Genomic DNA, 26,617 nt, shown 5'->3' with positions numbered 1-26,617 from the left:
AAGGAAAATTTTTGGAGGTCGTACCATAGATGAGATGCTCGAAAACTATGTAGAAGTTGCTCATACTTTTAGAAACCGTCCTGATTTATGGAAAAAAATAGAAGAAGGCGCTTTAAGTAGCAATGCCGCTATGCGTGAAGGCACACAGCATATGTTATCCACCTTTAAGAAAAACCCTAAGAAATATACACCTGAAAACATTGAGCATATAGATATGAAGTTTGGAAAAGCTTTAGATGATATCTGTCCCAACTGCCGTTATGACGTGAAGTTTAACAATAAACAAAATCCTAACCTACCTTTATTTGAGGAATTTAAAAGCTATAACAGTGAAACTTGGAGCAAAATAGCTAATGATAAAGGTTTTATCCAACAATTTAAAAGCTATTTACAAAAAGTTAACAAAATAGAAGATTTAGCTTATGTGATTAACAGTAATAAAGCTAATATAAATGAAGTAAAACAAGCTTTTAAAGAAGTGTTTAAAAAAGAAGCTGATAATCTTTTTAGATTTCCTGAAGAAGGAGGACTCGGACTTGAAAAAATAAGAAAGCTATTTGGTAAGGACATAGATAATGCCTCTGATTTCTTAGAGAAAGTTGAGGATCTCAATAATCCAATATATAATTTTATAAAAACAAACTAATGAAGTATCAACACGTAGAGAATTTTCCTAATATAAATAGTTGGAAAATAATAGATGGTAATTGTTATTATGCTTCTGGCAATCTAGTAAAAGTCATTGGCAAAGAGGTTAGTATTCCCATTCCTCTTCCGTATTGGGGAGTTGATTTTAACCCTTCTTTTTTTAATGTGTTTACTAATAGAAGTGTCAATACTTTTTTTAATTATCAAGGAAAAGTTATAAACACTTTTGAAGAAAGAAATTTTTATTACTATTTTTCTGACAGCTCCTTTATCTATTATGATAGAGTATCAAAGAGATTGATGTATAATGATTTAGAGCTAGTGAGAGGCAAAATACTATCATCTTATATTTTTGATGAGCTCTTATTTTTTGAAAAGGAGAATAAAATTCAAACAATTAACTTCTTATCAGGGCAATTCCTTTGGGAGTTTCCTCTTTCTTCACTTGGGAGGTGGAAAAATTCGTGGGATGAAGAAAGAGATTTCGAGGTATATAAACTTATAGGTATATATAACAATATTCTTTGGGCTTTTATAGAGATAGGAGGCTTTATAGGCTTAGACATCAAAACAGGAGAGCTGAAATATCGTATTTCTGAATACCACATGGGAAAAGAAAGCAAACTTTTTTTCAGAAGTGATTATTACTTGGATAATGAACGAGGAAAAATTTTTGGATTAGCACATATTTTTATTGAAATAGATTTAAATCAAGACCCCCCTTTTGTTACTCAATATGGTTTACAAGAGGAGTTTGAAAAGTACAACATCAAAAAAGCAAATGATATTGCCGAAGATTTTGTTGTTCAAGATAATCTATTGTACTTTTATCTTGCTGAACAACTAAAATTTGGTGTTTTAGACATCAATACCAAGGAGATTATCTATGTTTCAGAGCCTATTGCAGTAGTGGAAAGAGATGATTGTTTTACCCAGCTTAAAGATTTAAAAGTTTCAGAGAATAAGGTGTATATCTTAGATAGTAATAATACGTTGCATATTTTTGAAAGAGAAGAGTAGTTCTTGTTTTATCATACTAATTTTATTACTTTTACTTTCATTTAAAAGCATAGAAAAACCCTAAAAAATATACGCCTGATTAGTTATAACAGTGAAACTTGGAGCAAAATAGCTAATGATAAAGGTTTTATCAAGCAATTTGAAAGCCATTTACAAAAAGTTAACAAAATAGAAGATTTAGCTTATGTGATTAACAGTAATAAAGCTAATATAAATAAAGTAAAACAAGCTTTTAAAGAATTGTTTAAAAACAGAAAAGATGAGCTCTTTGAGATTATTTTGAAAAACAATACTTTGAAAAATAACTTATTAGGTGAAGGTTTAACTAAAAGTGAAGCTAAAAATGTTTTTAGAGACCTAATAAATTCAACAGATTCTGTTTTGTACAATTTTATAAAATTCTAATTTATGTATTCTCTAATTGAAATAAAAGAAAATATAAATAAAGTAATTCCTTTTAAAGAAGGAATAATTTATAGTTTGTTAAACGACAATTTGTTATATGACAATACACTCTTAATGGAAGGAATAGATGGTACTAGCATTTATAAGATTTCAGATTCTCTAATTCAAGTTTTTGATGAAGAGAAGGGGTGCTATTATATTGATGAAAATTTTAATATTATTAAAAGTAACTATTTTCTTATAGCAAATGAGAATTCTAAATATTTAATAGCTTGGGCTAATGCTGTAAAAACATCAAGAGGAGTATATAACAGAAGTATTTGTCTTTTAGAAAATGATTTAGTTAATGTAAAGGAAATAATTCTTGAAGAAAACTATCAGTATTTAAAAACTTATACAAATGATGTACTTATTACATCAAGTAAAGATGTAATATTAGGCTATCATATTTTTCCTACCAACTTTCTTTGGGAATTTCCTCTTTCAGTATTTGGTAAATTCAAATATAAATATTGAAGCTGTTTAAACTTTTTCCTATAATAAAGTAAAAGTTCCCGAAAATTAGTAATTTTGTGTTTGCAAAAAAAAAAGAACACTAAAATTCAGGAACTTTGGGCAAAGATACAATAAATAAATGGATTATTCCCTTTTTAAGTGTAGGAAAAAGAGGATTTAAAAGTAATTTTGATTTAGCTTCAATATTTTTATTGATTCTCAAGAGATTAAAAACAGGGGTACAATGGAGAGAACTTCCAATTGAGAATTATTTTGAAAAAGGAGAGATCTCTTGGCAAAATGTCTATTACTACTTCAATAAATGGAGTAAAGATGGTAGTTTTCAGCGAGTATGGTTGAATCTATTAAGCAAGAAGAAAAGAAAATTAGATATGTCTTGTGTTCAATTGGATGGTAGTCATACACGTTGTCGCCAAAAAGGAGAGTCTGCAGGTTATCAAGCAAGAAAAAAAGCCGTAACCACAAATAGTATTTTTTTGTGTGATAATAAAGGGCAAATGATAGCAATGGGAAGCCCTAAATCAGGAAATCACAATGACTTATATGAAATAGAAGAAGTACTAAAAGAAATCTTAGCTTTTTTAGAAGAAGCAGGAATAGAAAACAAAGGACTGTTTCTCAATGCTGATGCAGGATTTGATAGCAAATCTCTTAGAGATTTTTTAGAAAGCAAAGAAATTATAGCAAATATTAAACCTAATCCCCGAAATGGAAAGCAACCAGATGTTTATTTTGATGAAGAATTGTACAAAAATAGGTTTAAGATTGAACAAGCAAATGGTTGGCTTGACGGATATAAAGGTTTGATAATGAGATATGAATATCTTGATATAACTTGGATTGGAATGCTCCTATTAGGGTTTATCTCCAAGTTCCTCAAAAAAGTTTAAACACGTTTAATAATTAATTAGCGACATAAATTAGGATATTAAACTATTTTTTATTACCTTTGCCCCCGATGATAGGTTTTAGGGGTCAGGAATCTGACTTGTCTGACACGTCCGCCTTGTCTGATAAAAACAGTAATCAATTAATAAATTAGTTACTTTACTTTAGAAAAACTCCCTTGCAGTACAAACTACAAGGGAGTTTTCTTGTTAAAATAAGGGTTGTTGTTTTGAACTTCTAAAATATCGAATCTCTTTAAAAACATCGTCATTGCTTGTAACCATACCGAGGTTTCCTTGCTCTTTTGAGAGCGCAATGGCTTTGAGGTCTTCAGGAGTAAGAATATCAAAAGCATCTTCTTCTTTTTCAAAATTGATTTCAGTGGCTGAAATGCCTTTTAAAAACCTTTCTAAGTATGGAATATCAAATTCTTGCACTGTTGCTTGTAATCTTACTGTACCCATAATTCTTATATTTTTGGCAAAGATAGAAAATAATTAGGAAATTAGCAAATTAGAAAATTAGCTAATGAGCAAATTGCACCCTCTGATATCGGCGTTGTCGAAGCGCCCTAATACTTCAAAAGTACCATCGGGGTATAGTTTTCCTAAATCTTGAGTAGCGATAAAGCTACACGATTCTCTATTAGCCAAATCGATGATATTAAGTCCGCCGGTTTTGCCAGTAGGCAGATAGCTAAGCGCATCATTAGTATCGCGTATAAGCACTTTGAGCCAAGGTACACACTTATAAATCCCCTTACCAGCAGAATAGGCTTGCGAGAGCAGTTCGGTCATTCCGTATTCCGAGTGAATCATTGCTACCCCAAAACCTTGGCAGAGCATAGCGTGCAACTCTTCTCGCACGAGTTCTTTACGCCGACCTTTCATTCCGCCAGTTTCCATTACAATCGTATTTTTTAAGGAGAAAGTATGTTTTTCAACAAGGTCGAGTAAGGCAAACGATACCCCTATGAGCAACACTTTTTTACCCGAAGCATCAAGCATTTGTAAGCGCTCGGCTAAGAGGTCGTATTCATTGAGGTAAAAACCGCTATACTCACTATCTGAGCGCTCTATAAGGTCGGCTACCATAGTGATGAGCGATGAGCCCGTGCGCTCTAAATAAGAAGGGAGGAGGGCTAATACCACATAATTGTGGATATCGCCATAGAAGTATGTAAATCCTTTGCGAAAGCTCTCTTCGTAAATAGTGAGGTCTTTCACATAATGTCGGGAAGTTTGTGCGCCTGTGGTGCCACTGCTGGTGAAGATTTGCTGGTGAGGTGCACTGCCACAATACACTTTATGCGTTTTGAAGCATTCAATAGGCAAAAAAGGGATATGCTCGAGGGCAGTTACTTTTTCGGGAGTGCGTTGTAATAGGGTACAAAAGCGGTGGTACACCTCGTTATTTTCGTATTGATAGCGAAAAGTATCCAAGGCAGTTGCCGTAAAATCCGTTTCGTTGTGTATGTTAATTGTCAATTGTTAATTATTAATTGTCAATTGTTACCTATCAATTGAGGAGCGTCATTGCCACAACAACTCCTGCGATAAAAAGCAACAGAGCTATAAAGGTTACCCAATTGATATATTTTTTGCGAGGAGAAGCGAGAAAACTATCGTAAGCCTTACGAGCTTGCAGAGTGATGTCGCGTTTTTTGAAATACATATCCACCAAGGTATGCAAATCCTTAATTTCCTCGGGGCGAGGTTGTTTGGGTTGTTGGGATTGTTCTGTTTGCGGGGGTTGTTGCGCGTTATCGTTAGAAGATTCATCCGATTTTTTATTAGCCGTCGATTTTTTAGCGTCTTTTTTATTATAGCTTTTTTGGCGTGCCAGCTGATCGTCGTATTCTTTGCGTTTGTAGCTATCCGATAGCACATCATAAGCCTCTTGGAGGTCTTTAAATTTTTCTACGTAGATAGGGTCACCCTTGTGTTTATCGGGGTGATTAGCTTTAGCGAGTTTTCGGTAGGCGGTGCGTATTTCTTCAGTAGGGGCTTCAGGGGTGAGTCCCAGCACTTGGTAGTAATCTTTTACTGTCATAGTCCTGTTATTTGGAGTTATTTATCATTGGTTTCCCAGCCTATAAGTCGGCCGCTCTGAAAGCTAAGCACGACAGATTTGTAGAACCAGCGTTCGGTAGGGATGCCGTGGAACACTACGGGCTGGACGCTCACAGGGCGACCGATAGCCATTTTCACGAGATAATCGGGCATACTTTCTTTGTATATGCCTTTTTCAATACTACTAACCGTTGCCTCACCAAAAGTTTTTTTGATGAGTTCCATAATGGTCTCTTTAGTTCGTTTTTCGTCGATAAGGGCATTTTGCCATTTTTCGCGTAGTTCATCTTTTACTTTTTCGCGCTTAAGATTTGCAATTCCTTGCATAATAAGCAGATAAAGCAGCACAACCACACCTAAGGAAAGAAGTACATAGTATATCATCACACTTATTTTTATAATCCTTTATTACTGAAGCGGCAAAAGTATAAATTTTTTAGTAAATAACAAAAAACCTATATCAAAAACTTTTTCTCGCTAATCTCTCTCTACACCTAAATTTTATTCTCCATTACTTGGTAATTATTAATTAATTTGTACTTTTGCATTCTAAATCGTTCAGTACTTTTTTATATGCAACTGAAAAATATATCATTCAAAAAACTTATTACCAAAGGGCTGCTCCTGATAGCTCCCCTCCTTTCTCTACTGATGGAAGGGATTTTGGCTTTAGGTTCTATGGTATATAAACTACTGCGTTACTGCCTCAAATACACTTGGTATGCCCTTGTATTACTGCTTATTGGCATTCCCTATTTATTTTATAAACTCTTCAGCGGCAAGCGCGAAGGCAAACAACCCCGAACCTACAAATTCTACCTCAAATGGGCAGGTATTGCTGTAGGAGCAGGGGTAGCAATGTTGTTATTGCTCTTCTCTTTAGTATATTTTGGTGCTTTTGGCAAATTACCTACCGAACAAGAACTCAAGGAGCTCCGCCAAGCTGAAGCAAGCCTCATCTACGACGACCACGGTGAATTCTTAGGAAAATTCTACATTTTTGACCGCACTAAAGTTGAATATTCCGATTTTCCTCCTTACTTGGTAAATGCCCTCATCTCCACCGAGGATGAGCGTTTTTACAGCCACAGTGGCGTGGATATGCGAAGCCTCTTTAGGGTATTTTTCAAAACACTGCTCTTGCAAGATGATTCTTCGGGCGGGGGTAGTACCCTTACGATGCAGTTGGCTAAAAACATTTTCGGGCGTGGCGAGCGCTACGGAAAACTCTCAATGCCCGTGCATAAAATCAAAGAGATGATTATCGCCAGCCGTATTGAGAAAGTCTATACTAAAGAGGAAATCATCACCCTCTACCTCAATACCGTACCTTTTAGCGACAATACTTACGGTATAGAGGCTGCTGCCCATCGATTTTTCAACAAACACACCAAAGAACTCACCCTCAACGAAGCTGCTACCTTAGTAGGATCTCTCAAAGCTAATAAAAACTACAATCCGCGTACCTCGCCCAAGCGAAGTGAAGAACGCCGCAATGTAGTATTGGCTAAGATGAAAAAAAATGGACTCCTCTCCGATAAAGACTTTGAAGTCCACAAGCAAGACAGCCTGAAAATTAGCTATAACAACATCGAAAACGAAGGTCTCGCGCCTTACCTCCGCGAACAAATACGCTTGCAACTCCCCGAATTGTTGAAAGACGTTAAAAAAGAAGACGGTACGCCCTATAATATCTATAAAGATGGGTTGCGCATCTACACCACTATCGACCGTACTATGCAGCAATACGCCGAGGCTGCCGTGAAAAAACACTTAGAACGCCTGCAAAAAGATTTTGAAACGGCTTATGGCAAAAACCCTCCTTGGAAAACCGATAACGACTGGCTACTCCAAGAAGCTAAAAAACTCCCCGCTTATAAAGAACTAAAAGCCCAAGGTCTCAACGATGAAACTATTTGGAAAAAACTCAGCGAGAAAAAACCTATGGACTTGAGTTTCTACACTCAGGACGAAGTGCAAAAACACAGTACCCTCGATAGTTTGTCGTTTTATATCCGCTTGCTCAACACAGGTTTTGTGAGTGTGAATCCACAAACGGGAGCTGTAAAAAGTTATGTAGGAGGTGTTGATTTTGAGCACTTCAAGTACGACCACGTGTTGCAAAGTAAACGCCAAGTTGGGTCTATTTTCAAACCTATTGTCTATGCTACTGCCTTAGAGGTAGGAATGCCTGTATGCACTCACTTCTCACCACGCGCCCTTACCTACGCCGATGAAAAATTCTGGACTCCGCGCAACGCCTCTAAAACCGACGACGACCCTTATACTTACTACTCTGTAGGCAAGGCGCTTAAAGAATCACTGAACACCATCGCTGTGCAAACGCTCTTCTATGCAGGACTCAACAATGTCATCAGGAAAGCGCGCGCAATGGGTATCCAAACAGCCTTGCCACAAGTGCCCTCTATCGCCTTGGGTTCAGCCGAATTATCAGTGATTGAAATGGCTAAAGCTTATACCACCTTTGCCAATAACGGCGTACCCTCACAACCGTATTTTATAGAAAAAATCACCGACAAAAAAGGAAAAATCATCTGGCAACACAAACCTAAAAAAGAAGCCGCTGCTATCAGCCAAACCACTGCCCAACAGATGATCCAATTGATGCGCGCTACAGTGAATGAAGGAACAGCTGCCAGAATGCGCGGACAATATGGGCTCACTAATGACCTTGCCGGTAAAACAGGTACAACCCAAGATAATAAAGACGGTTGGTTTGCAGGACTCTTGCCTAACTTGGTGATGATTGTTTGGGTGGGTAACGACCAGCAGATAGGCTTCCGCGCTACCTATTTGGGGCAAGGAGCTAACTCAGCACTGCCTATTGCAGCCCTCTTTGTATCACAACTCAACCGCAACAAGCAGTTCAACACAATCACCCGCGCTACCTTCTCCGTCCCCGACGAGATACGCGAGGAGATAACCAATTGTGAACCCGTGGTAAGAGAAGGTTTCCTCGACCGTCTCCTCAGCAATAGCAATGCTGTAAAAGATACGATTAGAGCAGGCGAAGTGCATTACCGCATCTACGAGCGCAAAGGCAAATTAAACGATATAGATAATGGTGAGGAAGAAATTTCTATAGACGATGTGGTAAACCCTTCGGCAGCAGCCAAAAACACCGCCTCCTCCACCCAACAACAAGAAGAAGACAAACCTAAAAAGAAAGGCTTTTTCGGGAGAATATTTCAATAATTTACCGATTTGCTATTTTGAAACTAAACAGCTAAAAAAACACCAAATTATAAATGAAAAGAATTGTAACTTTAACGGTATCGCTTGTACTTTTAGCGGTACTCAATGCCGAGGCTCAACAAAAAAAATTTAGTGTGAGAACGATTGCTTTTTACAACGTGGAGAACTTGTTCGACACCATCAACGACCCTAATAAATTCGACGACGATCGCACCCCTGAAGGCGCCGACCGCTGGACTTCTAAAGTCTATAACGACCACGTGCAGAAAATTGCTAAAGTCATTTCCGAAATCGGTAACGATGTAACCCACCACGCCCCCGATGTAGTAGGACTTGCCGAAATAGAAAATGAAGCTGTTGTACAAGACCTTATCAATACCGAGTATCTCAAACGTTACAACTATGGCATCGTGCACTATGATTCCCCCGATGCACGTGGGGTAGATGTAGCACTCATCTACAAAAAAGGCGTGTTCAAGCCCGTTTCTTCTTTCGCACACCCCCTACACCTCACTAAAGACGACGGCAAACCCCTCTACACTCGCGACCAACTGCTCGTAAGCGGTGAGTTAGACGGCGAAATGATACACTTTATCGTAAATCACTGGCCCTCACGTTTAGGAGGAGAAGCCAAAAGCCGCCCCAGTCGTGAAAAAGCAGCCGCTCTGAACAAGCAAATCATCGATTCTCTACTCAAAAAAGACCCTAACGCCAAAGTTATTGCGATGGGCGACTTCAACGACGACCCTATTAACTCTGGCTTTAAAAATGTACTCAAAACAAAAGACAAAAAAGAAGATGTAAAACCAGGGGAACTCTTCAACCCTATGGAAGCGATGCTCAAAAAAGGTATGGGTACCCTTGCCTATCAAGACGGTTGGAATCTTTTCGACCAATTCTATTTCACCTACGACTTGCTCAAAGAAGACAAAAGCAGTTATCGCTATTGGAAAACAGGCATCTTCAATCGTCCTTATTTAGCAAACCCCAAAGGGCGCTACAAAGGCTATCCTTTCCGCAGTATGAGCAACGGCAACTACACTTGGGGCTATTCCGACCACTTCCCCGTGTATATGTATTTGATTAGAGAATTGAAATAAATCAACCTTATGCCTCACTATTTTTCATCAAACTTTACTTTAGGAATCCTTGGTGGCGGACAGCTCGGCAAGATGCTCCTCACCGAAACCCGTAAGTTCGATATCACCACTAAGGTGCTCGACCCCTCTGCCGATGCGCCTTGTCGCATTGCCTGCAATACCTTTGTACAAGGCTCTCTCACCGATTTTGATACCGTCTATCGTTTTGGCAAAGAGGTAGATGTACTCACTATCGAGATTGAAAATGTGAATGTCGATGCCCTTAAAAAACTACAGTCCGAAGGGGTAAAAGTATATCCCACTCCTCAAACTATTGAGTTGATACAGAACAAAGCTACCCAAAAACAGTTCTACGCCACTCACAACATCCCTACTGCCCCTTTTCATCGCTTTGAGAGCTTAGCAAACCTGCAACAAGCAGTAGCAAACGAGCAAATAACGCTGCCTTTCGTGTGGAAATCAGCGCGTTTTGGCTACGACGGCAACGGCGTGAAAATCGTACGACAACTACCCGATCTATCCCTTCTACCCGAAGGAGAGTGTATCGCCGAAAATTTAGTGCCTTTCGCTAAGGAATTAGCCGTGATCGTCGCCCGTAATGTAAGCGGTGAGGCAACCACTTACCCTGTGGTAGAAATGGAGTTTCACCCCGAAGCCAATCAGGTGGAATATGTGTTGTGTCCAGCGCGTATCAGTGAGGAAATCGCCCAAAAAGCACGTGCGATAGCCGTACAAGTAGCCCAAGCCTTTCAGGTAGTAGGACTTTTAGCCGTAGAGCTTTTCCTAACGGCTGAAGGCGAGGTATTAGTAAACGAAGTAGCTCCACGCCCGCATAACTCAGGGCATTACAGCATAGAAGCAGCTTATACCAACCAATTTGAACAACATTTGCGCGCCATTTTAGATCTTCCGTTAGGCAACACCGATAGCAAAGTAGCAGGTGTAATGGTAAACCTCGTAGGAGCTGAAGGCTACCAAGGCGATGTAGTATACGAAAATATAGAACAAATATTAGCAATGCAAGGCGTAACCCCTCATATCTACGGCAAACGCGAAACCCGTCCGTTTAGAAAAATGGGACACGTAACCATCGTAAATAGAGACATTGAAAAAGCCCGAGCCATTGCCGAAAAAGTAAAACAAACGATAAAAGTAATCGCTACCCCCTAATCGCTATCCCCTAACCCCTTTTTATGTGTGTCCCCTCCCCTTTTTGGTATTTATAACTGAAAAAGAAAAAATATGAAAACTTATACTTTCAGAAATATCATCCGTAAATTCCTGCAGGGCAACACCTCAACAGATGAAAACAAAATACTAAAAGACTTTGAAAATAAGCTTTTAGCAAAAAATACCTCTGAAGTTTTTGCCCACACTTCTGCCGATACCGTGCATAGTGAGCTTTCCCAGCGAATCACTAAAAAGCTCTCCCCGCAACCCTTCTACTACCGATGGTCGGTGGCAGCGGCGGCAGTATTATTGCTGATAATAGGTATTGCCAATTGGAGCTGGTTCTTCTCCTCACCTAACCCTACAGCGATGAGCACCCCAATCCAGTGGCTCAGTGCATCGGCTACTAAAGGTAAAACCTTAACCCTCACTCTGCCCGACGGATCTACTGTTACCCTCAACAGCGGCAGCAGTTTGCGTTATCCTTCAGCTTTTACAACTGAAAAACGCGAAGTACAATTGGACGGTGAAGCTTTCTTTGAGGTTACTCATAATCCACAAAAACCTTTTATTGTAAAAACTGAAAAACTCACCACCGAAGTATTAGGTACCAGCTTCAACATTGAGGCTTTTCCTTCACAAAATGAAGCAAGAGTAACCCTTGTTACCGGCAAAGTAAGGGTGCAAGCAGGGGCACAACAATGCGAACTACTCCCCTCACAACAAGCTGTCTTCCAAAAAACAACTCAACAAATGCAAGTGCAAAACGTCGCTACCAACGACTTCATCGACTGGAAAGAGGGTATTTTGCGCTTCCGTGAAAGCTCCTTACCCACTGCGGTACAAAAAATTGAAAAATTCTACGGTGTGCAAATACGCTTAGAGGTAGAAAACGCTGAACACTGCCATTTATCGGGTACTTTTGTAAAAGAAGACTTAAATGTAGTTCTCAAACAACTCATCTTTATCCATTCAGAACTCAGCTACGAATATATCGACAGCCAACATTTAGTACTCAAAGGAACTTGTAGCACAAGAAGCAGCTACTAAGGTTTCTTACTCCCTATTCTTAAAAAACTGCCTTCTCGGGCAGTTTTTTTATTTTTTATGTGTGTATTGCTACTTTTTTGGTATTTATAAGTGAAAAAGGAAAGAAATAGAAATGCTTTACTATTCAAATATTAAAATATATCATTGAATATCAGCACTAAAGCATTTTAACAGTTTTATCAAAATAAGAACCTTATAAACTATTTTTTATGAATGTAAAATTTCGCAATCAAACCACAAAGTGGCTTTTAGCTATGGCTTTCTTGTGTTGTCCTTTAGTGATGAATGCGACCCCTCACCAAGAGGTTCAAAACACAAAAATTCAGCTAAATTTAAAAAAAGCATCTATATTAGATGTTTTAAAATCAATTGAAGCTCAAACACAATTGAGCTTTGTGTACAACAACGAACTGAAAGCACTACAAAAACGAGTGGATTTTAGTTATCAAAGCGATTCAGTAGACAGTATCTTACAAAAGTTAGCTACTGAATACGGGGTGAGCTTTCTGCGTATTCACAACAGTATTTCGGTGAAAGTGAACGCCCCAAAGGCAACTGCCGATAGACGACCTATAAAAGGGACGGTGGTAGATGAAAAAGGAATACCTATTCCTGGAGTAAGTGTAGTAGTGAAAGGCACTTCCATAGGAGTAGCTACCGATTTTGACGGCAACTTCTCTTTAGAAGTCCCTACTGATGCTCAAACCCTCGTATTTTCTTCTATCGGCTATCATTCACAAGAAGTGACTATCGGTAAAAACACTCAATTTAAAGTTGTCCTCAAAGAAGATACGACCGAGTTAGACGAAGTAGTAGTAGTGGGTTATGGTGTACAAAAACGCGGTGATGTAACCACCGCTATTGCCAGTGTAAAAGCAAAAGATTTAGAAGACAAAGCGGTTAGCTCGGTAGCCGAAGCAATGGTAGGAAAGATGCCTGGAGTACATATCGCTCAGAACACAGGGGCGCCTGGGGCTAACTTGCAAGTACGTGTACGCGGGGTAGGCACCATCACCGCCGGAACTGCCCCTCTATATGTGGTAGATGGAGTGCCTTTAGCTAAAGAAGACCTCAACACTTTCAATAACAACGATATTGAGTCAATTCAAGTACTCAAAGATGCCTCTTCAGCAGCTATTTACGGTTCTCGTGGTAGTAATGGGGTGGTGCTCATCACAACTAAAAAAGGTGCAGAAGGCAAACCTTCCTTCTCTTACAATACTTACCTCTCTATTCAAAACGTCTCTAAAAAAATTAACCTTCTTAATGCCTACGAATATGCCGATTTAGTAAAAGACGCACGTAACAATTCGTATGCAGACCGTATGGAATCTATCAATAAACGCCGTGCAGCACGTAGCCAAGCGCCTATTAGCTTTTCATCAGCCGACGATAACGCCACTCGTCTTAAAAATACTAACAACGACTATAACACTATTATCCCTGTAGAGCTACAACCTTATTTACAAGGCGTACAAGGGCTCACCGATACCGATTGGCAAGATGAGATTTTCCGTACAGCAGTAATGACCAACCACTCTGTTTCAATTTCAGGAGGAACTCCTAACCTAAAGTACTATTCCTCTTTAGATTACCTCAACCAAGACGGTATAGTGATAGGTACCAACTTTGAACGTATAGGCTTACGCCTGAATTTAGATGGCAAAACAGGAATTTTTAAATTTGGAGCTTCTCTCAATCCTTCGTTTGTAAAAGAAGATAAAGTAAATGCAAATGGAGCCTACAACGAAAATGGTGGAGGGGTGATTGCCTCAGCTTTGCACTACGCACCTATCTTTCCTGTATACAACCCTGATGGAACCTTTAGTTTTGCTCAAAACGAATGGAGTGCCAGCACTACTACAATGGTAAATGGCGTAAAACGAATAGGTAATTCACAAACTCAAGCGTGGAATCCTGTTGCCTTAGCGCGCCTTACTTCAAACCAAACAAAAGCAAATCGCTTGCTTGGTAAAGTATATGCTGAGGCTGAGTTTCTAAAAGGTTTATCCTACAAAATGGACTTTGGCTTTGATATTTTCTCCGATGCTCAAAGCACTTTCAAACCCTCTACTATTCCACTTTCTAATACGGCAGGTAATCCGCCTTCAGAAGCTGAAGCGACTTCTCAAACCTCTCAGCGCTATAATTGGGTATTTGAACAAACCTTGAACTACAACAAAAATTTTGGCGAACATCACCTCAATGCTTTAGGAGGTTGGACAATGCAATACCAACGCGATGAGAGCAATTATATGTTTGCTAATGGGTTTATCTCCAATAGTATTCAAACCCTCAATGCTGGTACTGTAACACGAGGGAACTCTGAGGCTTCAGAATGGGCTCTACTCTCTGCTTTAGCACGCTTACAATATTCTTACAAAAGCAAGTATATGCTTTCAGCGGCTTTACGTGCCGATGGAGCTTCTCGTTTTGGGAACAACAACAAATGGGGCTACTTTCCATCACTTTCAGCAGGTTGGCGCGTTACAGGTGAAGAGTTTATGCAAAACGTAAAATTCCTTACCGACTTAAAGCTCCGTGCCAGCTATGGGCTTACAGGTAACTTCCGCATTCCTAACTACGGAGCTCAAGGCGAATTTAGCTACTACAGCTATGTATTAGGAGGTTCTTCACCAGCAGTAGTAAAGGGGATGGGAGCCAGTGCATTACCTAATCCTAATTTGCAATGGGAAAAAACCGCTCAATTGAATGTAGGTTTTGATGCTTCTCTTTGGAAAGGACTCCTCAATCTCGGTCTCGACTTATACAATAGTAACACTTACGATTTGTTGTTGAATGTACCTATTCCACGTACTACAGGTTTCGCTACCCGATTAGAAAATATTGGTAAAGTAAACAATAAAGGAATAGAAATCAATCTCTCCAGCAATATCAATTGGGGCAAATGGAACTTCGAGCCTTACTTCAACTATTCTAAGAATATCAATACAGTGAAAGAATTGGGGCCAGGCAATGCTGATATCATTTCTTCAGGTTCGATTGCTAACGCTTATTTTATCACTCGTGTAGGAGAGTCTATCGGTTCTTATTACTTGCCTGTAGTGGAAGGCGTATTTAAAAACCAAGCCGAAGTAGATGCTTCTTTACACTATATTGACACTCCCAACAACTACGATTACCAAACCTCTCGACCAGGTGACTTCAAATTTAAGGATGTGAATGGTGATGGACGCTTAGATATCTTAGATACCGACCGTGCCATCGTGGGTAACTATCTCCCTAAATTCACTTATGCTTTTGGTACAGGTATCAGTTACGAAAACTTCGACTTCAAAGTAGATTTTCAAGGTGTATATGGCAACCAAATTCTCAACCTCTCCCGCCGTTATTTCTACAATCACGAAGGAAATATGAACAACTATCGCGGAGCTCTCAACCGTTGGAAATCAGAAAGTAATCCAGGTAGTGGGATGAATGTGCGCGCCAATCGCGTGAGCAAAGGTCAAAATGGAGTAACCAGCACTTGGCACGTAGAAGATGGATCATATTTGCGTATCAAAAACATTACTTTGGGCTACAATCTACCTAAAAACATCAGTAAGTATTTTAGTAATGTACGCCTATATTGCAGCATTCAAAACTTGTATACTTTTACAAATTACGAAGGTTACAACCCCGAAGTATCTAACCGTACCGATGCTACTACCAGTGGTGAGGATTACGGCGTATATCCCTTGGCTCGTACCTTCACTCTTGGTTTAAACTTAAAATTCTAACACGATGAAACTAACCTATATATTATTTGGATTAGTAGCTTTATGTTCAGCTACTTCTTGTAACAAATTTATAGATCGCGAGCCTATTTCAAAACCTACTGAAAAAACTGCTTTTAAAGAAGTAAAAGATTTTGAGGGAGCTGTTATAGGTGTCTATGACGAATTGCAATCTAAAGACCAATATTCAGGGCGTTTTCTTACTTTAATGGAGGTACGCGCTGACAATGTGAGTGATGAAAATTCAGGTGCTGCAGGAGGCGTAAACTACGAAATAGAAACTTTTGCCGACACCCCCGCTAACGGAAATTTTAAAGCCACTTGGCTTTCGCTCTATCAAGTGATTGCACGAAGCAATACTATCTTGGAAAATGTTGATAAAATAACAATGACTACTGTTGAACGTACAAACATTGTAGGTCAAGCCTCCTTTTTACGCGCTTTAGCCTATTTCAACTTAGTGCGTTTGTGGGGAGAAGTACCTATTATCACCAAAGTACAAACCGTAGAAGAAGCACGTAACAACCAACGCAACTCTATTAGCGATGTGTATAGTCTTATCATCAGTGATTTGCAAAAAGCAAAACAACTGCCTACCCGTTGGGCTGATGCCGAGCGCGGACGTGCTACCGCTTATGCGGCTCAAGCTCTTTTAGCTAAAGTGTATCTATATCAAAAACAATACAGTGCCGCCTTAACAGAACTTACCCCCTTAGTTACTGCTATCAATGCAGGAAGTGTTATCGGTTTAGTACCCTCAAACGAAACTTTTCCTAACAATCTTAAAACTAGTAAGGACGTGCTTTTTGCTGTACAATACCTCAAAGGAGGAGTAGGTGAATCCGTACACCAAAACAATCGTTATCGCAATCAAGATAGCAGCAATGTAATAGCACTTCCTCAGTCGTTATTTGAAAGTGGTGATAATCGAAAAAACTTAGTAGCTCCTACCTCTAATGGCAATCGCCCTGGTAAATTTAATGCTGACCGTATTGGTAACGAAACCAGCAGCGACTTTCCTATTATTCGCTGTGCCGAAGTAATGTTACTCTATGCTGAAGTTGCTAACGAACTCTCTTCAGTTCCTACTCAAGCTGCTTTAGATGCCCTAAACGCCGTACGCAGCAATGCTAATATCGCTACTAAAACCTTATCCGATTTCCCTACTAAAGAAGCTTTCCGTACAGAAGTGTACTTGCAACGTCGATTAGAACTCGCTTTAGAATGCGACCGCTGGTTCGACCTCATACGCACAGAACAGTTTAGCACTGTTTACCCCAGCGTACCTGCCTATCGACAACTGTACCCCATCCCTTCAGTAGAAATTGAAAACGTAAACAACAAAACTGGTTGGCAAAACCAAGGATATAATTAAAATTTTTTAAAATGAAAAACAGATTTACATTATCTTTACTCAGTATGCTATTATGCATTGTTTTTTCGGCAAATGCACAAAACAAAAAAAAATTGTCTCTCAAGAATTTTCCTCAAGACAAAGTGATGGTCGTTGCTCATCGTGGCGATTGGCGTGAAGCTCCCGAAAATTCTATTTGGGCTATTAAAAAAGCCTACGAGGCTGGGGCAAATATGGTAGAAATAGATTTAGCTATGACCAAAGACAGCGTACTTATCTTACTACACGACCGCACCTTAGACCGCACTACAAACGGAAAAGGAAGCCCTATTGACTACACCCTTGCCGAAATCAAAAAACTATATTTAAAAAACGGTCACGGATGTCCTACCAAAATGCGCATACCTACTCTTGAAGAAGCTTTACAAACCGCCAAAGGAAAAGTATTCTTAAACTTGGACAAGGGTTTTAAGTACTTTGATCTCGTTTATCCGTTAGTCAAAAAATACGCAATGGAAGACCAAGTGCTCTACAAAGGTGAAGCAACCTACGAACAGTTCAATGAAAAATATGGTAATATCAAGGATAAAATTTGCTATATGCCTATCATTCGATTAGAAAAAGGACAGGGTTGGGATATGATTAAAGGCTTTGAAGACCACTACCCCGTTTACGGCTTTGAGTTTACTTTAGGAGAAACTGAAGAACATTTGATCGACTTCAGCCCGTTGCGCAAAAAAGGGTATCGCGTATGGGTCAATTCACTTTGGGACGAACTCAGTGGAGGCCATAGCGACGATAAATTCTTAGAAGATCCTAACGTTTATCAGTGGTTTATTGAAAAAAAAGTAAATATTATTCAAACTGATAGAATTAAAGAACTCGTCGCTTTTCTCAAATCTAAGAAATTACATTACAAACAATGATAAATTACTTCAAAAAAAGTGCTCCTCAGCCACTGCAAGGCACAGCTGAGGAGCAATCTAAACGCTACCAAAAACTGCGTTGGTACATCTTTTTCTCAGCAACCTTTGGCTATGGTTTTTACTATGTGTGTAGATTAAGTCTCAATGTAGTCAAAAAACCAATCGCTGATAGTGGTTTTCTCAGTGAATCGCAATTAGGAATTATAGGTTCAGCTTTGTTCTTTTCCTATGCTTTTGGCAAACTACTAAACGGTTTTTTAGCTGACCATAGCAATATCAAACGTTTTATGAGTGCAGGACTACTCATTTCAGCTTTAGCTAACCTTGTGATGGGTTTTACCAATGCCTATTTGTTTTTCATCATCTGTTGGGGAATAAATGGATGGGTACAATCTATTGGGGCAGCGTGCTGTGTTGTGGGACTTTCGCGTTGGTATAAGAGTAGTGAACGAGGCAGTTTTTACGGCTTTTGGAGTACGAGTCACAATATAGGAGAAGCACTTACCTATATCCTCACTGCCGTAGTAGCCTCATATTGTGGGTGGCGTTGGGGGTTTCTCACAGCTACTATAGTAGGCTTTATAGGAGTAGCAATTTTGTACTTTTTCTTTCACGATAGCCCCGAGAGCATCGGGCTACCCCCTGTAAATGAACAAGTCGCTCAAGAAAAGAAAAGTGTATGGGGCGAACAATTAGGGGTAATAAAAAATCCTTATGTATGGCTTTTAGCCTTTTCTAGTGCTTTTATGTATATCTCGCGCTATGCGGTTACCAGCTGGGGACCCTACTATTTTCAAGCTGCCAAGCACTATAGTCTTACAGAGGCAAACCTCTTGGTTTCTATCAATGCAATATGTGGTATTTTAGGTACAGCTTCTTCAGGTTTTGTGTCCGACAAGTGGTTTGAAGGTCATCGCAACAAACCCGCACTTATCTTTGGACTGATGAATATTACCGCCCTCTCACTAATGCTCTTTGCTCCTCAAAGCTGGTTCATCGATGTACTCAGTATGGTAATTTTCGGTTTGGCGATAGGAGCTCTCATTTGTTTCTTAGGAGGACTGATGGCTACCGATATTGCTTCTAAACAAGCATCAGGAGCTGCTTTAGGCGTAGTGGGAATAATGAGCTATTTAGCAGCAGGTATTCAAGATATTGCTAGTGGTTACCTCATCGAGGGAAATAAAACAGTAGTAAATGGTATAACACATTACGATTTTGGTGCTATATCTATATTTTGGGTATCAGCAGCAGTGCTTTCAATGTTCTTTGCATTACTCACTTGGAAGAAAACATAATCTTTTATCCTTCATTACTTTATAAAGAAAAAACACTGACCTCAAAAAGTCAGTGTTTTTTATACTTATTGGTAAATTATCTCACTAAAAGAACGCGCCCAGCACCTCTCTCAGTTTTTTGAGGGCAAAAGTAATTTGGTTTTCTACTGTGCGTTTGGAGATGCCGTAATGCGTAGCGATGTCGCTGTTGCTCATTCCTTCTTCTCGACTCAAACTGAAGATTTCACGACATCGCTTGGGCAAGGATTTGAGTACGCGGTGAAGTTTACCCTCGGTAGCGGTGAGATTTTCTTGTAGGGCTATAGGTTCGTCAACGGTGAGTTCATCGGTGAGGAGTTCTTGTATAACCTCTATTTGCACTGTGTTGAACTTGCGGTCGCGCAAATAGTTGTACACCTTGTAGCGCACCGCTTGTCGCAAATAGGCATCGATAGCGAGGTTTTGTATATTTTTGCAGCGTTTCCAATAGTCAATCCACACCTCTTGAACGATATCTTTAGCTATATCTTCGTCCATCACCACCGATTGTGCCCATACGTACAGAGGTTTCCACAAACTATCAAAAAGCTTTTGAAAGGCAGTGTTATCTCCTTGTTGTATGCGCTGGTGCAAAGAGGCATAATATGTAGCGAAATCGTTCATTGGTAGGAGGTTGTTTAAAAACAAAACTGACCAAAGACCTTAGTTGAGGTGCTTTGGGCAGTTTTTTATATTATAGTACAATCATTTTCGTTAGTCTACTTTGATATCGGTATTTACGTTTTTGCTACCTACAAGGGCGTAGAACAATAAGTAAGCAAGAGCAATTACTATTACCCAGTAACTTTGCATATAACCTACTACATCGGCTACAGCTCCTTGGATAGCTGGCAAGATACCACCACCACATACCATCGCCATAAAGATACCTGAAGCGGCAGCAGTGTATTTACCTAATCCTTCGGTAGCGAGGTTGAAGATACCTCCCCACATTACTGAAGTACACAAACCACAAAGTACAAGGAACATTATACTCATTGGCACTTCGGCTAAACCAAAAGATATATCCGATTTGAACACAGGCATATTTACTACTTGTGTATCAGGGATTACTATAGCTAAGATTACAAAAAGGATACCTAAAGAAGATACAAAAGTAAGCATCCCTTTACTTGAGAATTTAGCTCCTAATGAACCTCCTGTCAAACGACCTATAAACATCAAAAACCAGTAAGTACCTACCACCGAACCTGCCGTAGTAGTATCAATACCTAAACCATTGGCTTCATTACTACCGGTCATAAATAAATTGGCAATATTAGGAATCCCTACTTCAATACCTACATAGAGGAAAATAGCAATCGCTCCTAATATAAAGTGGCGGAACGACATAGGGCTGTGAGCGTCTTTTACAGTAGCTACATTAGCTTGAGCTGCGTGAGGTTCGGGTATTTGCATAGAGAAAAGTACGATAAATGCTAAAGCAAAAATACCCATTGCTAAGAAGAGTGCAGGGTTAGCATCGGCAATTGAAGTGCCAGCGCTAATAGTACCAATGAGGTAACCTACCAATACAGGTACAATGGTTGCCCCAATAGAGTTGATAGCCCCTCCAAACTGCAAGAGTTGGTTACCGCGTTTACCACCACCACCAAGAGTGTTGAGCATTGGGTTTACTACCACATTGAGCATACACATAGAGAACCCCGAAATAAAAGCCCCTGTGAGGTATACGGCAAAACTACCTGCAATACCTGAAAGGAAAGTAACGCACACTCCAGTAAAACCTACCACAATAGCAGTTAAAGCTGTTTTTTTATAACCAATGCGTTGTAACATTTTCCCTGCTGGTATACCCATAAAGGCATAAGCGATGAAGTTGGCTAAGTTCCCCAATTGAGATTCGAGGTTGCTCGCCATAAATTGGTTTTTCACAATAACCCCAAAAGGGTTTTGCAAGCCTGTTACGAATGATATCATAAAGAATAAAGCGAACATCATTGCAATAGGCAATACGTAACTTTTGTTTTGTTGATTTTGGTTTTCCATTATTTTAAATTATTTATTTTTTAATTAGTTAAAAAGAGATAAGAGGTAAGAATGGTAATACTCCACTTGTCACCTATTACCTGATGTCTGACACCTGACACCTGATGCCTTATTTTGACGGCAAAAGTAAATAAACCAAAATTAAAACGCAACAAAAACGAAGACTTTTTTAAGGTTTATTTATGATTTTTTAAAAGAAGTAAGTGTTAGGTATTAGGAATCAAGGGGTAGGAGAAAATAGAGCGCAAATGTATGTTAGCAATAATTTTAAAAAGTATAACATTATTTTTCAATGAAATTCCATAATTCTCTCATTTCTTCTCTCTTTTTAAAACAATAGTGTCATTATATCCTCTATATACAGGATCCCATTCTTTTATTTCTTTATTATAGTAATGAATGGTATCTGTAATATAATCTTTCTTCTTTAAGATAATAGCGTGAATAAACACCTCTTTTTCTCTTGTTATTTTGAAAAATCCAACGCTATCTGTACGAGTGATGATTTCATTGTTATAATCAAAGAAAGTAACACTATCAATAGGTTGTTTTTCTGTGGTTACTACAATTCCTAAACGAGTAAGACAATGGTTAGCTTTGTCAGCTTCTATGGCTTCTATCCTATTTTTTAAATAGCCTTCATCAAAAGTTGATATTGCAAATATGAAAAAAGCTATTCCACAAAGGATAAGTATTAAAAATATTCTCTTTATCATTCCTTACTGATGTTCTTTTGTGATATTATTCAAATTATAATACATAAACGCATAAAAAGCTATATCTATAAGCCAAACTTTTTCATTCTTTATTTCTACTAAAAACTTCAACTCCTCTACAATCTCCTCTAAATATTTCAAAACTGTAGATAGTATCATTTTTAATCACTTCAGCTTTGTTAAAATTGTTGCAAAAACAATCATAATTCAATTTATTTAGCAAATCTTCACTAAGAAGCTGTTTAAACTTTTCCTATAATAAAGTAAAAGTTCCCAAAAATTAGTAATTTTTTGTTTGCAAAAAAAAAGAACACCAAAATTCAGGAACTTTGGGCAAAGATACAATAAATAAATGGATTATTCCCTTTTTAAGTGTAGGAAAAAGAGGATTTAAAAGTAATTTTGATTTAGCTTCAATATTTTTATTGATTCTCAAGAGATTAAAAACAGGAGTACAATGGAGAGAACTTCCAATTGAGAGCTATTTTGAAAAAGGGGGAAATCTCTTGGCAAAATGTCTATTACTACTTCAATAAATGGAGTAAAGATGGTAGTTTTCAGCGAGTACACAAAGGTCTGTTTCTCAATGCTGATGCAGGATTTGATCGCAAATATCAAACCTAATCCCCGAAATGGAGAGCAACCAGATGTTTTTTTTGATGAAGAATTGTACAAAAATAGGTTTAAGATTGAACAAGCAAATGGTTGGATTGACGGATATAAAGATTTGATAATGAGACACCAATATCATGATGTAACTTGGATTGGAATGCTTCTATTAGGGTTTATCTCCAAGTTTCTCAAAAAAGTTTAAACACGTTTATTAACAGAAAAATTCCCTTGCAGTGTAAAAGTGCAAGGGAATTTTTTAGAGTAAAGTAACAATTTAGTTACAAATTATTGTTCATTATTCATTGTCAATTCTTCATTGTCAATTGTTTTTTTAAGTTCTTCAATCTCTTTTTGGGTGTCTTCTACGATAGTAGTGTCTATTCCCGTGTGATTGATATGATGATGAATTTCAGTTTTAATCTCATCAGTAGCATCGCGCAATTGGCGCATTGTTTTGCCCAAACCACGTGCAACCTCTGGGAGCTTATCTGCCCCAAAAAGTATTAAAACCATAAAAAGTATAAATATAATCTCTGAAATACCCATAATATAATTAGCAAATTTGTAAATTAGCAAATTGGCAAATGCGGAGCAAAATTACATTTTTTTTGTCACAAAATAGTAAATATCATATTTTTTTTATACTTTTGCCCGTATGAAAAAGGTAAAATATTATTATGACCCCGAGACGCTTTCGTATAAACGCATTCGCAATCGCAAGCGTACAAAGGTGCGCAATGCCCTGATATTCCTCACGGCAGCAGCTCTCTTTGGGATTTTATTTTCTTTGGTAATGATTAACTCGCGTCTGTTTTTCACCCCTCGTGAGGTGGTGTTGGCACGCGAGATAAAAACCTACGAAACCAATTACCAAATCCTCAATAAAAAAATGGAATTGGCGGAAGAGGTGCTTGCCGATATCCAAGAACGCGACAACAATATGTACCGTCTATACTTCAACGCCCCTATCATCCCCGATAGTATCCGCAAGAGCCTTAAAAACCCCAACCGCTATAAAGACCTCGAAAAATTTGGCAACTCCAAACTTGTTGCCAGTACCAATGAGCGTTTAGATGTGTTGCGCAAACAGTTGGTTGTACAATCTAAATCGCTTGATGAGATTACCAAACTCTCTAAGGCAAAGGAAAAATTTCTCGCTTCTATTCCTGCTATTCAGCCTATCAACAACAAAGATTTAAAACATATGGCTTCAGGCTATGGTTGGCGCACCGACCCTTTTACCAAAGCCCGTAAGTTCCATTATGGTATGGACTTCGCTGCACCTCAAGGCACTCCTGTATATGCTGCTGGCGATGGCGTGGTAGTCCGTGCCGATAGCAATGCCTCAGGCTATGGTAACCACATTCGCATCGACCACGGCTATGGCTATGTAACCCTCTACGGGCACCTTTCTGCCTACAACGTGCGCGCCGGTCAGCACGTGAAGCGCGGCGACCTCATTGGCAAAGTAGGAAGCACAGGTAGGTCTGAAGCACCTCACTTGCACTACGAGGTCATCAAAAACGGCGAACATATCAACCCTATTCACTTCTACTATGGCAACCTCACCCCCAGCGAATACGCCGATATGTTACACGTCTCTACCCAAGAAAACCAATCGCTTGATTAGGGGTTAGGGCAGGTTTCAGGGGTTAGGTTTTAGGTGTCAGAGTCTGACTCGTCCGACTTGTCAGATATTCTCACCTCTAAACAACCTCTAAAAAATACTCCAAAAACCTCCACAAAGAACTGCCAGAACTTAGAGGCTTTAGCGAATTGAAATCAAAATTCTATAATTAGATGAAAAAAATACTATTTCTTTTTATTCTTAGCAGTTTTATAACGGCTTGTAGACAACATAAGAAAACCTATGTTGCTGATATCAAAGAAAATTCAATTGCTATTGACTCTTTTTATCACAAAGAAAATATATTTAAATATACTCGCTGGGTATAGAGTGTAAAATAGGAAATTTGGACAATGTAAAACAACTTCTTGCTAAAGGAGCGAATAGTAAATTTGCAAAAAAAGATGATTATTTGATATATGATGCCTTGTTTGTGTCTATAGAAAATCGTCATTTGCCTATTGTTAAATATCTTGTAGAAAACCAAGCAGATATAAATCAAATATATACAGAAGAAGGACTAACACCTCTTGGATTAGCTCGTAAAATAGGAGACAAAGAGATTGTTTCGTATCTTATTAAACAAGGTGCAATTAAGTACTCTTCAGATTGGTTAGGAATATACTCAGGTCATTTTTTATATTTAAAAGAAGAAAAGGCAGACCCTCGTGCTTGGGGAAAAATCTTAGTAAAAATAGATGATAATATTGCTCATTTACAGATAGAAACTTATGATAAAAGTAATGATAAGGAATATGTTTTTAAAGAAGAAAAAAACAGCGAAATTTCATTTGTAGATTTGAAAAATGAGGATTATATAAAAATAGTAAAGAAAAACAGTACGTACCTTCTCAAGAGTTCTTTTTTAGATAGATTGTTAGATGAAAACAACTTATATACAATAGAAAAAGTAATCAGCAAATGAGAAAATCAGCAAAATGACAAACCTCATTCACACCATACAGCAAGCCTTTTCTGGCGTTACCTTGGGCAAAACCATACGCCAAATGTGTGATGCTACCAACGAAATTAAAACCGAAATCGAACAATCTATCCACCAAGCCACCGATATAGATACCAAATTCATTGCCGATACCCAAAAAGAAATCGGAAAATTCAAAAACGATTTAACAAAATGAAACCCCTCTTAAGCGCCATATTACTCCTCTGTTGCAGTTGCCAATATTTCTCATCCTCTCCTGCCCAAGAGGAGGTAATCAACACCGCTGATGTGGTTTATACAGAAAAGAAGGATTCACTTGAGGATACACACTCTGAGGGCAAAAGAATAGGCAACCCTATTGATTATAATGCACCTACGATTAAAGAAGTTTATGTAACCACCCGCGATAGTATTGATTTTTATGAGGAAGCCGACGACAAAAGCGCACGTCTTGGTAAATTGCCCTACGCCGAAAAAGTAGAAGTAGTTCAAGAACTTAAGTATTGGTATGGCATAAAACAGCAAATCCAGAGGAAGTACAAGCGTAATGGCGAAGACATTATCTTGTGGCAATGGGAAAAACTCTTTATTAAAAAAGAACAAACAGGTGATATTAGCCAAATAAAACTCAACTATAAAGACCTGATTACTACTGAAGACAAGAAACCGCACAAGAAAATAAACATTCGTTTTGTGACTAAAGACGAATATCTCGCTCAAAAAGCCAATGCGGTTGATTTTATAGATACTACCAATACTATCAAAAAAGTAAAAGGGAAACTGCGCCTTCCTTGTCAGGAGTGTAAAAACAAATATATTACTTATATTGATAGCCTTGCGCCTAAGTACGATGACAATAGAATAGAACATACCTATATAGGGGAAATACCCTTTCTAAATCAATATCTTATCAGTACTACATACTATGAAGATTGGGATTATACCTTGATTGACAAAACTACAGGTAAAAAGTTTACTTTAGCTGCTTATCCTTATATTACTCCTGATAGACAATATTTTATGACTCTATTAGACAATGTCTATGAAGGAGTTGCAGACTTTTCACTTTATAGTATTGATGAGACAAATAAAATAAAGCAAGTATTTTCAACCACTTTTACTCAGTGGGCATTAGTATTAGATGAAAAGGATAGAGAACAAGTCTTTATGGGAAGCAATGGAAGTCTCTATGCTAAAGTAATTAATGTCTCTGTTCGTTGGGATCAAAAAGGGCACTATAACCCACGAGGTCAGTATATCTGTATCAGTATTAAATAATAAATCAAATTAA

The 26,617-nt window shown here is 38.5% G+C and carries 26 protein-coding genes; 18 read left to right on the top strand and 8 right to left on the bottom strand.

Translation table 11 applies throughout. The annotated features are described in order from the left end of the window. Positions 1–34 precede the first annotated feature (34 nt). The 4 genes from I7X29_RS07925 to I7X29_RS07910 all read left to right on the top strand — a co-directional run bounded on the left by I7X29_RS07925 (position 35) and on the right by I7X29_RS07910 (position 3,479). On the top strand, positions 35–646 hold the full coding sequence (locus I7X29_RS07925; RefSeq protein ID WP_051035615.1) for a hypothetical protein: 612 nt from the start codon (positions 35–37) through the stop codon (positions 644–646). Next, entirely contained in the window at positions 646–1,668 is a 1,023-nt protein-coding gene (locus I7X29_RS15400) for a hypothetical protein (RefSeq protein WP_225883698.1), read from the top strand. Before I7X29_RS07925 ends, I7X29_RS15400 begins: the two co-directional genes overlap by 1 nt. A 408-nt stretch (positions 1,669–2,076) precedes the next feature. Then, complete coding sequence (locus I7X29_RS07915; RefSeq protein ID WP_198473835.1) at positions 2,077–2,589, top strand: hypothetical protein; 513 nt, start codon at positions 2,077–2,079, stop codon at positions 2,587–2,589. 95 nt (positions 2,590–2,684) lie between these two features. After that, the gene (locus I7X29_RS07910; protein ID WP_198473833.1) at positions 2,685–3,479 is read left to right on the top strand and encodes an IS5 family transposase; all 795 of its coding nucleotides are present in this window, start codon (positions 2,685–2,687) and stop codon (positions 3,477–3,479) included. A gap of 207 nt (positions 3,480–3,686) precedes the next feature. Here I7X29_RS07910 and I7X29_RS07905 read toward each other — a convergent pair whose 3' ends face one another. From I7X29_RS07905 to I7X29_RS07890, 4 genes are read right to left on the bottom strand one after another with little or no spacing between them, the layout of a single operon-like run. Further along, on the bottom strand, positions 3,687–3,941 hold the full coding sequence (locus I7X29_RS07905; protein ID WP_198473831.1) for a hypothetical protein: 255 nt from the start codon (positions 3,939–3,941) through the stop codon (positions 3,687–3,689). A 57-nt stretch (positions 3,942–3,998) separates the two neighbouring features. Continuing rightward, the gene (locus tag I7X29_RS07900; protein WP_262895894.1) at positions 3,999–4,964 is read right to left on the bottom strand and encodes a LuxE/PaaK family acyltransferase; all 966 of its coding nucleotides are present in this window, start codon (positions 4,962–4,964) and stop codon (positions 3,999–4,001) included. Positions 4,965–4,995: 31 nt separating this feature from the next. Further along, a complete protein-coding gene (locus I7X29_RS07895; RefSeq protein ID WP_198473829.1) occupies positions 4,996–5,529 on the bottom strand; it encodes a J domain-containing protein in 534 nt (177 codons plus the stop codon). A 17-nt stretch (positions 5,530–5,546) separates the two neighbouring features. After that, positions 5,547–5,933, bottom strand: coding sequence for a hypothetical protein (locus I7X29_RS07890; RefSeq protein WP_198473827.1), 387 nt, complete (start codon positions 5,931–5,933; stop codon positions 5,547–5,549). A 189-nt stretch (positions 5,934–6,122) separates the two neighbouring features. Between I7X29_RS07890 and I7X29_RS07885 the strand changes: the two genes are divergently transcribed. The 8 genes from I7X29_RS07885 to I7X29_RS07850 all read left to right on the top strand — a co-directional run bounded on the left by I7X29_RS07885 (position 6,123) and on the right by I7X29_RS07850 (position 19,400). After that, complete coding sequence (locus tag I7X29_RS07885) at positions 6,123–8,765, top strand: transglycosylase domain-containing protein (protein ID WP_198473825.1); 2,643 nt, start codon at positions 6,123–6,125, stop codon at positions 8,763–8,765. A gap of 53 nt (positions 8,766–8,818) precedes the next feature. Then, complete coding sequence (locus tag I7X29_RS07880; protein ID WP_009412056.1) at positions 8,819–9,865, top strand: endonuclease/exonuclease/phosphatase family protein; 1,047 nt, start codon at positions 8,819–8,821, stop codon at positions 9,863–9,865. A 9-nt stretch (positions 9,866–9,874) separates the two neighbouring features. Then, positions 9,875–11,035, top strand: a complete 1,161-nt coding sequence (locus I7X29_RS07875) for a 5-(carboxyamino)imidazole ribonucleotide synthase (protein ID WP_198473822.1) — start codon at positions 9,875–9,877, stop codon at positions 11,033–11,035. A gap of 72 nt (positions 11,036–11,107) precedes the next feature. Then, entirely contained in the window at positions 11,108–12,085 is a 978-nt protein-coding gene (locus I7X29_RS07870) for a FecR family protein (RefSeq protein WP_088593183.1), read from the top strand. 209 nt (positions 12,086–12,294) lie between these two features. Next, positions 12,295–15,825 carry a SusC/RagA family TonB-linked outer membrane protein gene (locus I7X29_RS07865; RefSeq protein WP_198473820.1) on the top strand — a complete coding sequence of 1,177 codons (3,531 nt, stop codon included), beginning with the start codon at positions 12,295–12,297 and terminating at the stop codon, positions 15,823–15,825. Between the two features lie 4 nt (positions 15,826–15,829). Next, positions 15,830–17,197 (top strand): RagB/SusD family nutrient uptake outer membrane protein, encoded by a 1,368-nt coding sequence (locus I7X29_RS07860; RefSeq protein WP_088593185.1) that lies wholly within the window; start codon positions 15,830–15,832, stop codon positions 17,195–17,197. A gap of 11 nt (positions 17,198–17,208) precedes the next feature. Continuing rightward, complete coding sequence (locus I7X29_RS07855; RefSeq protein ID WP_225883697.1) at positions 17,209–18,102, top strand: glycerophosphodiester phosphodiesterase family protein; 894 nt, start codon at positions 17,209–17,211, stop codon at positions 18,100–18,102. Further along, positions 18,099–19,400, top strand: a complete 1,302-nt coding sequence (locus tag I7X29_RS07850; protein ID WP_198473818.1) for an MFS transporter — start codon at positions 18,099–18,101, stop codon at positions 19,398–19,400. Before I7X29_RS07855 ends, I7X29_RS07850 begins: the two co-directional genes overlap by 4 nt. Before the next feature lie 84 nt (positions 19,401–19,484). Here I7X29_RS07850 and I7X29_RS07845 read toward each other — a convergent pair whose 3' ends face one another. From I7X29_RS07845 to I7X29_RS07835, 3 genes are all read right to left on the bottom strand, one after another. Next, a complete protein-coding gene (locus I7X29_RS07845; protein ID WP_198473816.1) occupies positions 19,485–20,042 on the bottom strand; it encodes an RNA polymerase sigma-70 factor in 558 nt (185 codons plus the stop codon). Between the two features lie 90 nt (positions 20,043–20,132). Further along, positions 20,133–21,428, bottom strand: a complete 1,296-nt coding sequence (locus I7X29_RS07840; RefSeq protein WP_009412067.1) for an MFS transporter — start codon at positions 21,426–21,428, stop codon at positions 20,133–20,135. 311 nt (positions 21,429–21,739) lie between these two features. Beyond that, the gene (locus tag I7X29_RS07835; protein ID WP_198473814.1) at positions 21,740–22,144 is read right to left on the bottom strand and encodes a hypothetical protein; all 405 of its coding nucleotides are present in this window, start codon (positions 22,142–22,144) and stop codon (positions 21,740–21,742) included. A gap of 329 nt (positions 22,145–22,473) precedes the next feature. Between I7X29_RS07835 and I7X29_RS15395 the strand changes: the two genes are divergently transcribed. Together I7X29_RS15395 and I7X29_RS15390 are read left to right on the top strand one after the other, a co-directional pair. Continuing rightward, a complete protein-coding gene (locus I7X29_RS15395) occupies positions 22,474–22,680 on the top strand; it encodes a hypothetical protein (RefSeq protein WP_225883696.1) in 207 nt (68 codons plus the stop codon). Further along, positions 22,659–22,958, top strand: coding sequence for a hypothetical protein (locus tag I7X29_RS15390; RefSeq protein WP_225883695.1), 300 nt, complete (start codon positions 22,659–22,661; stop codon positions 22,956–22,958). Before I7X29_RS15395 ends, I7X29_RS15390 begins: the two co-directional genes overlap by 22 nt. 83 nt (positions 22,959–23,041) lie before the next feature. On the opposite strand, the gene I7X29_RS07825 is transcribed toward I7X29_RS15390, so the two are convergent. Further along, positions 23,042–23,302, bottom strand: a complete 261-nt coding sequence (locus I7X29_RS07825) for a Sec-independent protein translocase subunit TatA/TatB (protein ID WP_002681286.1) — start codon at positions 23,300–23,302, stop codon at positions 23,042–23,044. Between the two features lie 109 nt (positions 23,303–23,411). Between I7X29_RS07825 and I7X29_RS07820 the strand changes: the two genes are divergently transcribed. The 4 genes from I7X29_RS07820 to I7X29_RS07805 all read left to right on the top strand — a co-directional run bounded on the left by I7X29_RS07820 (position 23,412) and on the right by I7X29_RS07805 (position 26,604). Next, positions 23,412–24,386: a M23 family metallopeptidase gene (locus I7X29_RS07820; RefSeq protein WP_009412045.1), complete on the top strand. Its 975-nt coding sequence runs from the start codon at positions 23,412–23,414 to the stop codon at positions 24,384–24,386. 307 nt (positions 24,387–24,693) lie between these two features. Beyond that, positions 24,694–25,308 (top strand): ankyrin repeat domain-containing protein, encoded by a 615-nt coding sequence (locus tag I7X29_RS07815; RefSeq protein ID WP_317191529.1) that lies wholly within the window; start codon positions 24,694–24,696, stop codon positions 25,306–25,308. A 13-nt stretch (positions 25,309–25,321) separates the two neighbouring features. Further along, a complete protein-coding gene (locus I7X29_RS07810; protein ID WP_198473810.1) occupies positions 25,322–25,522 on the top strand; it encodes a Sec-independent protein translocase family protein in 201 nt (66 codons plus the stop codon). Next, entirely contained in the window at positions 25,519–26,604 is a 1,086-nt protein-coding gene (locus tag I7X29_RS07805) for an SH3 domain-containing protein (protein ID WP_198473808.1), read from the top strand. The genes I7X29_RS07810 and I7X29_RS07805 overlap by 4 nt, the downstream gene beginning before the upstream one ends. Positions 26,605–26,617 lie beyond the last annotated feature (13 nt).

This window comes from Capnocytophaga periodontitidis, assembly GCF_016126015.1.
Taxonomy (GTDB): Bacteria; Bacteroidota; Bacteroidia; order Flavobacteriales; family Flavobacteriaceae; genus Capnocytophaga; species Capnocytophaga periodontitidis.
The sequence above is the reverse complement of the archived record's forward strand: the minus strand, read 5'-3'. Positions and strand labels throughout refer to the sequence as shown.